General features: G+C 68.3%; 12 protein-coding genes and 1 pseudogene. 4 read left to right on the top strand and 9 right to left on the bottom strand.

What is annotated here, in order from left to right:
- A partial coding sequence (locus ABN273_RS45790) for an NADH-quinone oxidoreductase subunit H (protein WP_349455866.1) occupies positions 1-346 on the bottom strand: 346 nt, incomplete at its 3' end.
- 57 nt (positions 347-403) lie between these two features.
- Complete coding sequence (locus ABN273_RS45785; RefSeq protein WP_349455868.1) at positions 404-1,204, bottom strand: helix-turn-helix transcriptional regulator; 801 nt, start codon at positions 1,202-1,204, stop codon at positions 404-406.
- On the opposite strand from ABN273_RS45785, the gene ABN273_RS45780 reads away from it, so the two are divergent.
- Positions 1,193-2,155, top strand: a complete 963-nt coding sequence (locus ABN273_RS45780) for an alpha/beta fold hydrolase (RefSeq protein ID WP_349455865.1) — start codon at positions 1,193-1,195, stop codon at positions 2,153-2,155. The two genes, ABN273_RS45785 and ABN273_RS45780, sit on opposite strands and share 12 nt — an antisense overlap.
- A gap of 9 nt (positions 2,156-2,164) precedes the next feature.
- A complete protein-coding gene (locus ABN273_RS45775) occupies positions 2,165-2,860 on the top strand; it encodes a winged helix-turn-helix transcriptional regulator (protein WP_349455864.1) in 696 nt (231 codons plus the stop codon).
- Positions 2,861-2,939: 79 nt separating this feature from the next.
- On the opposite strand, the gene ABN273_RS45770 is transcribed toward ABN273_RS45775, so the two are convergent.
- Both ABN273_RS45770 and ABN273_RS45765 read right to left on the bottom strand, forming a co-directional pair.
- The gene (locus ABN273_RS45770; RefSeq protein WP_349455863.1) at positions 2,940-3,173 is read right to left on the bottom strand and encodes a hypothetical protein; all 234 of its coding nucleotides are present in this window, start codon (positions 3,171-3,173) and stop codon (positions 2,940-2,942) included.
- Between the two features lie 14 nt (positions 3,174-3,187).
- On the bottom strand, positions 3,188-3,643 hold the full coding sequence (locus ABN273_RS45765) for an aminopeptidase (protein ID WP_349455862.1): 456 nt from the start codon (positions 3,641-3,643) through the stop codon (positions 3,188-3,190).
- 321 nt (positions 3,644-3,964) lie between these two features.
- Between ABN273_RS45765 and ABN273_RS45760 the strand changes: the two genes are divergently transcribed.
- A complete protein-coding gene (locus tag ABN273_RS45760; RefSeq protein WP_349455861.1) occupies positions 3,965-4,999 on the top strand; it encodes a sigma-70 family RNA polymerase sigma factor in 1,035 nt (344 codons plus the stop codon).
- Between the two features lie 10 nt (positions 5,000-5,009).
- Here ABN273_RS45760 and ABN273_RS45755 read toward each other — a convergent pair whose 3' ends face one another.
- The 5 genes and pseudogenes from ABN273_RS45755 to ABN273_RS45730 form a co-directional block, all read right to left on the bottom strand.
- Entirely contained in the window at positions 5,010-5,330 is a 321-nt protein-coding gene (locus ABN273_RS45755) for a helix-turn-helix domain-containing protein (protein WP_349455860.1), read from the bottom strand.
- Positions 5,327-5,596: a type II toxin-antitoxin system RelE/ParE family toxin gene (locus ABN273_RS45750; protein WP_349455867.1), complete on the bottom strand. Its 270-nt coding sequence runs from the start codon at positions 5,594-5,596 to the stop codon at positions 5,327-5,329. Before ABN273_RS45750 ends, ABN273_RS45755 begins: the two co-directional genes overlap by 4 nt.
- A pseudogene (locus ABN273_RS45745) lies at positions 5,584-5,955 on the bottom strand (TIGR02452 family protein); the annotation flags it as partial. The pseudogene ABN273_RS45745 and the gene ABN273_RS45750, both read right to left, overlap by 13 nt.
- 434 nt (positions 5,956-6,389) lie before the next feature.
- Positions 6,390-8,024 (bottom strand): serine/threonine-protein kinase, encoded by a 1,635-nt coding sequence (locus ABN273_RS45740; protein ID WP_349455859.1) that lies wholly within the window; start codon positions 8,022-8,024, stop codon positions 6,390-6,392.
- 240 nt (positions 8,025-8,264) lie between these two features.
- Positions 8,265-8,798, bottom strand: a complete 534-nt coding sequence (locus tag ABN273_RS45730; protein WP_349455858.1) for a hypothetical protein — start codon at positions 8,796-8,798, stop codon at positions 8,265-8,267.
- Positions 8,799-9,391: 593 nt separating this feature from the next.
- Here ABN273_RS45730 and ABN273_RS45725 point away from each other — a divergent pair.
- Positions 9,392-11,440, top strand: a complete 2,049-nt coding sequence (locus tag ABN273_RS45725; protein WP_349455857.1) for a hypothetical protein — start codon at positions 9,392-9,394, stop codon at positions 11,438-11,440.
- The last annotated feature ends 41 nt before the right edge of the window (positions 11,441-11,481 follow it).

Here is an 11,481-nt window from a genome sequence, read left to right as displayed (position 1 = left end):
TGACCATCGGCCCGAACGGCACGATCGAGAAGGCCAGGAACGCCGGCACCACCATGATGACCGGGGCCAGCAGGTAGAGCACCTTGTCCACGGTCCGCGGGAAGAGGTCCTCCTTCAGCCCCATCTTGATCGCATCGGCGACCGACTGCAGCAGGCCGAACTTGCCGGCCCGGTTGGGGCCGTACCGGTTCTGCATCCTGGAGATCAGCTTGCGCTCGAACCAGACCCCGAAGACGACTCCCAGCGCCAGAAAGAGGAACAGCAGCACGGCCTTGACGATGGTGATCCACAGCGGGTCCTTGCCGAAGTCGGCGAGGGTGGGATCGGCCGCGAGAACGCCTGCCATGACGTGTTGCCCCTTCCTCTCCCCCGGCACTCGTTCGGTCCGGAGCGGAAGGTCACGCTAGCCGGTGAGCCGATCGGTGTCTTGAACGAATGCGAACAGCTGCTTCGGCGTCATCTGCGCCATCGCCCGGATCTCGCGGGTGAGGTGCGGCTGGTCGGCGTAACCGCAGGCGACGCCCTCGGCCAGCGTGGCCGAGGGCCGTCTCCACGTGTCCACGGTCCGCTGGAATCGGGCGATCCGGGCTACCGTCTTGGGCGACAAGCCCACCACCCGCCGGAATCCGAGCTCGACATAACGACGGCTGACGCCCAGCTCACCGGCGAGGGACCCGACGGTGGGCGGGCCGACCGGCTCCTGCAGCCGCCACCAGGCGTGCATGATCAGATCGTTGGGGCCGGCGTCGGGGCGCAGCCACGCCGTCAGCCGCTCCTCCAGCAGGCTGAAGCGGTCCGCCCAGCTCGCCTCCGCGATCAGCCGACCGGTCAGCTCCGTGGCACGGGCGCCGAGAAGGTCTTCCAGGCGCGCGGTCGTGCCGGCCACCTCGCTGATGGGCGCCCCCGTCAGCGCCGACATCCCGGCAGGAGTGAGCCCGACCGCCACCCCGTGACGCCACGGCGTATGGGCCGAGAACGTCGCGGTGGCGCGGGGACCGGTGACGATCGGGCCCATGCCGGTGAAGTCGATGATCAGGGTGGCCGCGTTGAGCGGCAACATCCGGCTGGGGTGGGCGGGCTTGCCCGCCCGGGTGCGAAAGCCGGCCCACCCCAGCACGTACGGACGCAGGTGCGGCGGTGACAGGCGGGTGATCATCTGGTACGGCTCCGCCTGCGGCTGCGTGGGCAACGAATGAATCGCCATCACCCCAGCAAGCCTGCCCTAGTCTCACCGGTCCCGTGGACCGATTCGTTCCTGTTCGAGTTCCACGGTGTGGCGCTGGCCTCCAGGGCATCCCCATCAGTCGCGCTTCTCAATGCCACACGATACACTTCAAAAACAAGAAGTTCGTGGCATTGGTTTTTGATCCATGATCCGATCGCCGTTGATCTTCTGATCTCGACTCGTGACGGAGGCACACTCATGACCGTTTTCGTGCTCGTTCACGGCGCCTGGCATGGCATGTGGGCCTGGGACCGCGTCACTCCGCTGCTGCATCAAGCCGGGGCGCGCACCGTCATGCCCACCCTCACCCTCGACGGCGATGCCGGGCTGCACCTGCACGCCGATGAGGTCGTCGCGGCGCTCGACGGTCTGGCCGGCGACCGTGACCAGGCGCGCGGCGCGGCAGATGACGTGATCCTGGTCGGGCACAGTTATGCCGGCTTGGTGGTCCGGCAGGCCGCTGACCTCCGGCCGCATCTGGTCAGCCATATCGTCCTGTTCGACGGATGGGCGGGCGGCGACGGACACAGCTTGTTCGATCTCGCGCCCGATTCCCTCGTGACGGCGGCTCGCGCCGCCGCCGAGGCCCGCGGGGGCGGCACAACGGTCCCGGCTCCTCCCCCGGGCGCGTTCGGCATCACCGACTCGGCGGACGCCGCCTGGCTCGCCGACCGGCTGATCCCCCAGCCGCTGCGGACGTTCACCGAGCCGACCCGTCTGACCGGGGCAGTCGACAAGATTCCCGGAACCGGCGTCTACTGCCGGCCCATGACCTACCCCTTCGACCGGTTCGCCGACGAGCTGGGATACCGGTCGATCCCGCTGGATGCGCCGCACAATGTGATGCTCAGCCATCCCGAGGCTGTCGCCCGGCTGCTCCTTCAGGCGGCCGACGACCTCGACTACGAAAACGAGAAGCTCGAGCGTTAAAATATTGATGTGGAGCGGAGCTACAACCAGTATTGCGCGACCGCGCGCACCCTCGACATCGTCGGCGAGCGCTGGACGCTGCTCCTGATCCGCGAGTTGCTCACTGGCCCCAAACGGTTCAGCGACCTGCAGCACAACCTGCGTGGCCTGGGCACCGGTCTGTTGTCGGCCAGGATGAAGACCTTGGAACGTCAGGGGCTGGTGCGCAGGGTCACGCTTCCCCCTCCGGCCCGCACGCCGGCCTACGCTCTGACCCAGGCCGGCGAGGAGCTCGGCCCGGTGGTGCTGGACCTGGCCCGGTGGGGCCTGAAGTGGGCGATGGCGGAACCCCGCGAAGGGGAGGCGTTCCATCCCGGCTGGGGCGTGCTCGGCTTGAGAGCGTGTTTCCAAGCCGAAGCCGCCGCCGGACTCCGCGCGATCTACGAATTCCGGGTGGGGGACGAGACCTTCCACGCCCGCGTTCATGACGGAACCCTGGAGACGGTGCACGGGCCGGCCCAATACCCCGACGTGACCATCACCACCGACGATCAGACCTTCCGCGACATCGCCGCAGGCAAGGTCACCCTCGCCGACGCGCTCGAGCACCACGCCGCCTCGGCAACCGGCGACCGTGCCGCCCTGCGCGCGCTGCGCACCCTGTTCCGCCTGCCGTCCCCGCAGGTTCGCGGCGGCGCAGCGGTCCTTTCCCCGACCACGCGTTGAGCGGCCGGCGATCTGGGTCGTCCATGAGCACACCGCATCGCTCTGATTCCGTCAGAGGGAGGTGCGTGCCGTGTTCCTGTCACCCACGCACTTCAGTACGGCAGGCACTCGGCTTGCCGCCTTCTACCTCGTTTCTGGGCTTGGCACGGAGTCTGAGGGCCGCACCCACGAGCTGGATCAGTGCGACGCCGCTCAGCGCCCATGGATCGCTGGCGCGTCCGCCCAGATCTTTGTCGACGATGTGGGAGCTGGCGTGGCTCACCGCGCCCACGCAGCCGGTGAACAGGCCCCTCTCATCGGGATCGGTGGGCACGCTGCCATTGTGTGTCATCCGGCCAGCGCCGCGTCGGCGCGGACCCGCAGATCGGACAGGCGATTCACCGATTCGTTGCTGAACACCAGCCGGACGTGGCGGTGTTCACCCCCGCCGCGTCGAGCTTTGCGGGGTCGTCGGAACGCAGGTGTGACGGTACGCCTGGGGGCAACCCGGCTCCCCACGCCAGGTGGCGGGTTCTCGTCCAGCAGGGTCTCCAGGTGGGTGATACCCGACTCCCCCACCCGGGACGAGCCGTCGACCAGGGCGAGCTCCCCGAGGCGGGCGACCCCCGGATCGCTCGCCTGGTGAGTGCGCACGACGTCCGCCCCGGCGCTCGCCCTGACCTCGGTCACCACACCGTCGGTGAAGAGCAGTTCCAGGTCCCGGATGACGGTCCCGTGGAGGGACAGTGGCCGCGTGGCGCGCACGACGCCGTTGACCCGGCGGTAGTCGGGGGTGGTGAACACCTCCTCGGTCGGCAGGTTCGTCTGGAAGGCGCGGCCTTCCGACGTCCTGGAGCCGGGCCGCGGTCCACTGGGCGTCCAGGAGCAGGCCGATCGTCAGGTCGGTGCCGGGGCCTTCGAACCGTACGGCGTCGAGCCGCCTCCGGGTCAGCGGCTCCGCCCATTTCCTTGGAGAAGCGTCGCGCCCGCCGGGCATCGGGAATGGAGACGTCAAACCACCCGGGGCACATGGTGATACGCGGTCGATGTCATAGCAGTCCTCCTGGCGGAGTCGTCATGGCCTGTCGCAGGTAGGACTGCCGCTATGCGGCACAATCATCGCTTATGGGGGAAAGTCCTTTCGGGCCGTCCGCGACCGAGGCCGCCGATCTGGCCAGGGCGCGCGAGGGAGATGATGCCGCGTTCACCCGCCTGCTGGGACCGCTGCGCCGCGAACTGCACGCGCACTGCTACCGCATGCTGGGTTCGGCCCACGACGCCGATGACGCGCTCCAGGACGCCCTGCTGCGGGCCTGGCGGGGACTCGCCCGGTTCGACGGCCGCGGCTCGCTGCGTTCGTGGCTCTACACCGTGGCCACCCGTACCTGCCTGGACCTCATCGCGTCCCGTGGCAAGCGGGCGCTGCCCGCCGACCTCGGCCCGTCCAGCGACCGAGCCGTACTCGACGCCGGCCCGCTGACCGACATCGCCTGGCTGGGCCCCTACCCCGATCAGGGCCTCGCCGACGGCCCGGCCACGCCTGAGGCCCGCTACGAGCAGCGTGAGTCCGTCGAACTCGCCTTCGTCGCCGCACTGCAGCACCTGCCGGGCAACCAGCGGGCCGCGCTGCTGCTGTTCGACGTCCTGGGTTTCTCCGCCGCCGAGATCGCCGCCATGATGGGCACCTCGACCACCTCGGTGAACTCCGCCCTGGCGCGGGCCCGCAAGCTCACCGCCCAGAGGGTCTCCTCCCCCGCCCAGCAGCAGACTCTGCGGAAGCTTGGCGACGCCCACGTACGCAAGCTGGTGACCGAATTCGCCGCGGCACTGGAACAAGGCGACGCCGACGCCCTGGTGGCGCTGCTGACCGAGGACGTCACCTGGTCGATGCCGCCGCTGGCGCACTGGTACGCCGGCCTGGCGGCGGTCACCGACTTCGCCCGTCAGGTCCCAACCAGATGCCCCAGCTGGCGCACCCTCCCCACCAGCGCGAACTGCCAGCCAGCCGTGGCCTGCTACCTCGGCGACGACCCCACGGGACCGCACGTCGCCTGGTCGATCACCGTGTTCGCGCTGCGTGACGAGCGCATCGCCGAGATCGTCTCATTCCTCGGCCCCGACCACTTCCCGCTCTTCGCCTTGCCCGCCTCGGTGCCCTGAGGACACCCGGTCAGCTGACCTTGAGCTGCTCGTCACCGAAGTCCGCGATCAGTTTGAGCGTCCCGCCCAGAGCGGCGACATAGCGGTCGAGCACCTCCCTGGTGGAGACGTCCCCTCCTTCGATCTGGGACACACGGGCCACAGAGATCTCCATGCGCTCCGCCACTTGCGTCTGTGTCAGCCCTCGGCGCTTGCGCATCTCCGCCAACCGCCAGCCCTGGGCCTCGGCTCGCGAACGCCGGATCTCATCGTCGAAAGGCTCTGTGCCTCCCGCCGTCTCGATGGCGCGCTCCAGGTGTCCGCTTTCACGCCAACGCCGGTAGGTGCTCATTGCCGCATCTCCTTCTCACGCTCTGCAAGGTACTGCTCATATAGCCGTTCAGCTCGAGGTATGGAGGTCTGATACCACCGCCGCCAATTGCCTGCTTTGTCGCCGGCGACGAGCAGGATGGCCGCACGCCATGGATCGAATACGAACAAGATACGTATTTCGCTGCGACCAGCGCAGGCAGGGCGCAGCTCTTGACGTGGTCGCTGTAGAGCAGATCGGGAGAGGCACGGTGTGTGTCGTAGTAGTCGGGAGCCTGCAGCAGGCACGGATAGAGCAGCGCTCCGCGGCAAAGGTCCTCCTCCTGAGCCTTGGCACCACCGAGGTAGCCGCCTCCGGGGTTCCGGGCAGAGGCGAAGTTCAGGACGGCGATCCGTTCGGTCCCCGCCAGGTGCAGCCGCCGCGCCGCCTGCAGACTGCCCTCGGCGGTCACCTCGAAGAGCGTGTGGTGTCCCGTCGCCATGTCCGGCACGTCGATGGGCTCGTCCGGCGGATGGCTGACGGTGCCGGAGACCGCCGCCGCCAGCGCCGGGCCGACGGCCACGACTGTGCCGTCGTGGGCCGTGTACTCGCCCTCGGCGATGATCTGCGCGTTGACGGCCGCGATCCGGCTCAAACGTCTGCTCACAGATCTGCATGATAGGCCGCGACCCGCATGCCGCAAAACCAAGCGCTTGGTGCCCTTGGCCGCGATCCAGCAATCGCGAATCGATGTAGATCGTCCTCAGTGAGTGTCTGAGCTGGGCTTTTGCGGGCATGACTGTGGGCCCGGGAGTGCCGCATGGATGGGTTTTCGGCAAGCGCAGACATGTCAGACCGCCTTCGACCAGCGAAGACTCGGCTTGGGACCGGATCGGCGCCTACGGTGAGCACGTGGTGTGATCCTCCTCTCGGTCGCGGCCCTCTCCGAAGCTTCCAGGCGGCCGGGGAGGGCCGATCTTGAACGTTAACGCTCACGTTGTCGCCGGGCACGAACCAGGCCAACCCCAAGACCAGCTCTGAAGAGCATGCACATCGCCTGTGTCGCCGGCCAGGCCCTACGTGCTCAGAAGGAATGTCGCCCTACAGGTGGCCGGGTCCCGATTCGGCTTGTCTCGAAGCTGCCTGTGCACGTGGTCTCCTGGCTACCAGCGCGACGCCGAGCGCCACCAGCCAGACCGCCGTGAGCGTCCGGATCAGGCCGGACACCACGTGGAGGCCGGTCTGCACGATGTCGTGCGCGTTGATCGAGGCCACGAGCGCCCACAGGATCGTCTCCAGCACGAACCCGGCGCCGGCCAGTATCGCGGCCACCGCCCCCACCCGCGTCAAGCGCCAGGTCAGCGAGCCGAGCACCACCAGGCAGACGCCCTGTCCCAGGTTGCCAGCCAGGCCGACCAGCAGCCACGGCAGTCGGTTGGGCGCTTCGAGCGCGTAGGTGTACACCAGGTCCACGACGAACGGCAGGATCAGCGTGAGAGCGAACAGGGCGGCCACCTTGCTGGTGCGCCACAGGCCCGCGGTGAGCACGGGGGCGGCCATGGCCAGCGCGCCAAGGCGCACCGCCTCCCAGCCGTTCCAGTCGAGGATGGCGGTGAAGTCGTCGGTGATCGCCCCACGCCAGGTCATGAGCGCATGCGCCACGCAGAACAGCGCGACCAGGCCCGCCGCGAGCCCTGCCGCCACCTCTCTGGCCCGATCGGCCTGCGTGGGCGGGCGCTGCGTGTCGGGCGACCTGCCTGGTCCGCCCTGCTGACGGGCCCATGGCCCGCTGCCCGCCTGACCCTGCTGCGGCGCGATGGGGTGCGGACCGGGGTGGGGCCCCGAGTCCCCGGGACCCGGATGGCGCTCGTCGCCATACCTGCGGGTCGCCCCGGGCGCAGGATCGCCGAGGGCGCTCGCCGGATCGGGCTCGCCCGTGGCCGCGGCCGGCGGCCGGGTGTCGCCGGTCAGGCGGCCGACTAGGTCGGTGGCTGAAGGGCGCTCGCCGGGCGCCTTGGCGAGGCAGGCGGCCAGCATCATGCGCAGGTCTTCCGGCACGCCGGACAGGTCGGGGTCGCGGGTCATGATGGCATGCATCAGCGCCGGCATGCTCTCCCCCGCGAACGCCGGGCGCCCCGACGCGGCGAAGACCATGGTGATCGCCCAGCTGAACACGTCGGCGGCCGGCGTCAGCTGCACGCCCTCGAACTGCTCGGGCGCCATGAAGGCCGGGGTGCCGAACACGCCGTGCGTGGTGGTGTGGTCGAGCGCACGCGCGATGCCGAAGTCGATCACCACCGGCCCCTCAGGACCCATGATCACGTTGGCCGGTTTGAAGTCTCGGTGCACGATCCCCGCCCGGTGGATGGCGGCCAGCGCTGTGAGCGTCGCCACGGCCAGCCGTACCAGCCCGCTGCCGGAACGCGGGCCCTCGCCCTTGACCAGCGCGTCCAGCGACGGGCCCGGGATGTACTCGCTCACCAGGAACGGCCGGGCACCCTCGATGCCGACCTGCAGCACTTTCGCCGTGCTGAACGGCGCCACCCTCCTGGCGGCGTCGGCCTCGCGCAGGAACCTGCGGTGTGCCGCCTCGTCGGGAGCGACGGTGTCGTTGAGCACCTTGATCGCCACCGGGCCCTCTGCGAGGTAGACCGTGCCCTGCCCACCCCGGCCGAGCACGCCCAGCAGCCGATGGCCGCCGAGTTGCTGGGGATCTAAATGCCCGAGGGATTGCACGACATGAGATCTTATTTCATGCGACAGCAAGTGGCACGCACGTCTGGTTCGCGCCTCATACCGCTCACCCGCAATGAAATCCAGCACATGTTCATCACCCTCGTCGTCCAGCCCGTCCACGACACGGCCCAACGGCTCGGCTGGTCCGGTTGGCGACGCCGCCACCAGGCTCGTGCTCAGGCCAGCCACTATCGGCGACGAGCCGCATAGCCATGAAAATGAATGAACTGCGGTGGACTATCAATAATCGTCCAACTCGATGAATTGGCTCGCCCATGTCCTGAACCGATCGTCACATCCTTTTCGCTCAGCCCAGAGCGCGTGCAGGTCCTCCGGTGGCCCAAGCCCGAAGTTCTGGTCCAACCAGGTGAGGAATTGATGGTGACCATCACTGTGCACCTCGACGCTTTCAGGATCAGGGAACCCGCGATCAGAGATGGGCTCACTGTCGATGGTGAGAAGCTGGAACAGCTCCGTCAGGCTTCGCGCGATCACATAGAGGTCCCCGTCATCGCCGACCAGGACGACGGGCAGAGCGGCAAGATCGCTCCGATCGTCGCACCGCCACAGGGCGTAGTCGGAGCCGGAGCGGGTGGCCCGCGCGAAGCCGATGAAGCGGCTCAGGAACTCCGGATGCTCCGACCACGTGTCAAGGCCAACGTCAGCGCCGTACTCGCGCAGCTCGAAACTGTTCGAGTAGTAGACCCGACCGATCCGGTCCTCGAACTCCTTGAGCAGGTTCAGTTCCGGGATCGGCGAGTATGCCTCGCTCATGTGGCCTCCTTGGTGGGGCGGGGACGCCCGGAGCCATCGCGGACGTCTTGCACAGGCCAGGTGATGCTATCCACGCGGACCGACAATCGCGCAGCACCGTCAACAATCGTGCACTCGCTGCTGCCAACGACAACAATCCGCTCGTCGATGAAGCTCACGATCAACGGCTGGAGTACTGAGAACAGCGTCATCGACCCACATCCGACTGGGCCACGGCGGGGAGCCAAGTAGGGGAGCCAACGCACTCAGACCTGCGACGACGGCACCCGATGGTTCAGGACGTTCATGCAGCAAGAGGGCTGCCCCCTGCACCCATCGCGAATCGGCCCACCATCGCCCGAAGGCGATGCCGGTCCGGGGCGGACCCCAGCAGGCCCACCATCCAGTAGGGCCACGGGTGGGTGCGCCAGGCCCACCTACCCTCCGCCCTGCGGTCGACATTTGGCGGTAACAACCTGGTAACAGGGTCTTTTCCTGGGCAATGTGAGCGGTCACACTCATGCTTCAAGGAAATGTGACCGGTCACATCCAGCACCTCCACGTACCCCCACGGGCGCGAAAACCGCCCAAGCACGCAAGGAGGTTGTCCCGTCATGAGGAGGAAAAATGCCTGGTCAGCGGCGCTGGCGGTGGTCATGGTGACCGCTGCCGCGCATGCCGCCCCCGCCCAGGCCGCGTCCCAGCTCGTCGTCGACCTCGCCACCCAGACCGGCGCGCTGCGGTACGGCGCCACCGGCTTCCTGTACGGACTCGGCGACGAGGGCATCCCGAACGAGACCATGCTCGCCGCCCTCAAGCCCCAGGTCACCGCCCAGAAGGCCCCCGACGGCCTGCAGCACCCGAACGGTGACGCGCTCAAGGTCGCCCCCATGTTCAAGCGCGCCGGCGGCCGCGAGATCCAGATCTACATGCAGGACATCTACAAGCAGTGGCCGTACGAGAACCTCGGCATCGACGACTATCTGGCCAAGGTGGACACGATGGTCAGGAAGGTCGTCGCCGACCCGTACCGCACCTCGTACGTGTACGTCCCCTTCAACGAGCCCGACCAGATCTGGTACGGCGGCAACCTGACCGGCTTCATGAACGACTACCGGACCGTCTATCGCCGGATCCGCTCGCTCGACCCCGGCGCCCGCATCGCCGGCCCCAACTTCGCGAGCTACCGCTCGGCCGACATGCGCACGTTCATGCAGTTCGCGCGGGACAACGCCGTGCTGCCCGACGTCACCACCTGGCACGAGCTGGGCAACGACTTCTTCACGAGCTGGCACACGCACCACTCCGACTACCGGGCGATCGAGTCAAGCCTCGGCATCTCACCCAGAAGCATCACGATCAACGAGTACGGCCGGTCGTCCGGCGATCTGGGCGTGCCGGGCAATCTGGTGCAGTTCGTGGCCAAGTTCGAGAACAGCAAGGTCGACGGGTGCCTGGCGTACTGGACGACGGCCGGCGGGCTGAACGACCTGGTCACCAGGAACAACCAGGCGACCGGTGGCTGGTGGCTGTACAAGTGGTACGGCGAGCTGACCGGCGACACCGTGGCCGTCACCCCGCCCGCAGTGGGCGGCTCGCTGCAGGGGCTGGCCGCGTTCGACCAGGCCAAGAAGCAGGCCAGGGTGATCTTCGGCGGCAACAACCCGGCCAGCGGCACGTACGACACGAACCTGGTCGTCAAGGGCATCCCCGGCGCCCTGGGCACCCCCGTCCGCGCCACCGTCTGGGGCGTGGACAACACCGGGCTGAACCCCTCCCCCGGCCCGTACCAGCTCACCGACGCGGAATTCACCCCGAGCAGCGGCCAGATCACGATCCCGCTCACAGGGCTCAAGGGCTCCTCCGCGTACCAGGTGATCGTGACCCCGGCCAGGGCCGCGGCCAACGGCTCCCGCTACGAGGCCGAGTACGCCGCCCTGTCCGGCTCGATCACGTACGGCCCGGTCTCCTACGTGGACGGAAGCACCAAGTTCGTGGTCACGGCGCCCGCGGACGGCTACTACACCATCGGCCTGCGCTACTCGGCTCAGGCCGCCCGCGTGGTCAGGCTGCGGCTCAACGGCTCCGACCTGACCGACGTGACGCTGCCCGCCGCCACGAGCTGGAACACCGCCACCACCAAGGTGTTCCTGACAGCGGGGATCAACCGCCTGGACGTGGGCACGGCCCAGCTGGACCACATCGACGTGACATCGTCCGCCGGCACGATCACCGCATACGAGGCCGAGTCCAGCGCAAACACGCTGGGCGGCGCCGCCAGGGTCGCGTCCAACTCGGCCGCCTCGGGCGGTCGCTACGTCGGCTTCATCGGCGCCGGCGCGGCCAACACCCTGCGCTTCAACAACGTCACCGTCCCATCGGCCGGCCGCTACCGCATGGTCGTCACGTACGCCAACGGTGAGCTGGGCGAGGGCGCGACCAACTACAACACCAACATCGTCGACCGCTACGCCGACATCTCCGTCAACGGCGGCTCAGCCGCCCGGCACTACTTCCGCAACACGCTGGGCTGGTCGAACTACCGCACCACGGTCGTGGACGTCACACTGGCCGCCGGCCAGAACACGATCACGTTCGGCAACGCCTCCAGCCGCTACGCACCCGACATAGACCGCATCCAGATCGCCGCACCACTCGGCTAGAGCAAGCACCGCTCGGCCAGAGCAAGCGCCACTCGGCCAGA

Origin of the sequence: Nonomuraea sp. B19D2 (genome assembly GCF_040137845.1) — a bacterium.
Lineage (GTDB): Bacteria > Actinomycetota > Actinomycetes > Streptosporangiales > Streptosporangiaceae > Nonomuraea.
The sequence above is the reverse complement of the archived record's forward strand: the minus strand, read 5'-3'. Positions and strand labels throughout refer to the sequence as shown.

Excerpts from the sequence above, each read along its gene's own strand:
- ABN273_RS45780 (WP_349455865.1), top strand. The coding sequence starts at position 1,193 with ATGAATCGCCATCACCCCAGCAAGCCTGCCCTAGTCTCACCGGTCCCG.
- ABN273_RS45785 (WP_349455868.1), bottom strand. The coding sequence starts at position 1,204 with ATGGCGATTCATTCGTTGCCCACGCAGCCGCAGGCGGAGCCGTACCAG.
- ABN273_RS45760 (WP_349455861.1), top strand. The coding sequence starts at position 3,965 with ATGGGGGAAAGTCCTTTCGGGCCGTCCGCGACCGAGGCCGCCGATCTG.
- ABN273_RS45755 (WP_349455860.1), bottom strand. The coding sequence starts at position 5,330 with ATGAGCACCTACCGGCGTTGGCGTGAAAGCGGACACCTGGAGCGCGCC.
- ABN273_RS45730 (WP_349455858.1), bottom strand. The coding sequence starts at position 8,798 with ATGAGCGAGGCATACTCGCCGATCCCGGAACTGAACCTGCTCAAGGAG.
- ABN273_RS45725 (WP_349455857.1), top strand. The coding sequence starts at position 9,392 with ATGAGGAGGAAAAATGCCTGGTCAGCGGCGCTGGCGGTGGTCATGGTG.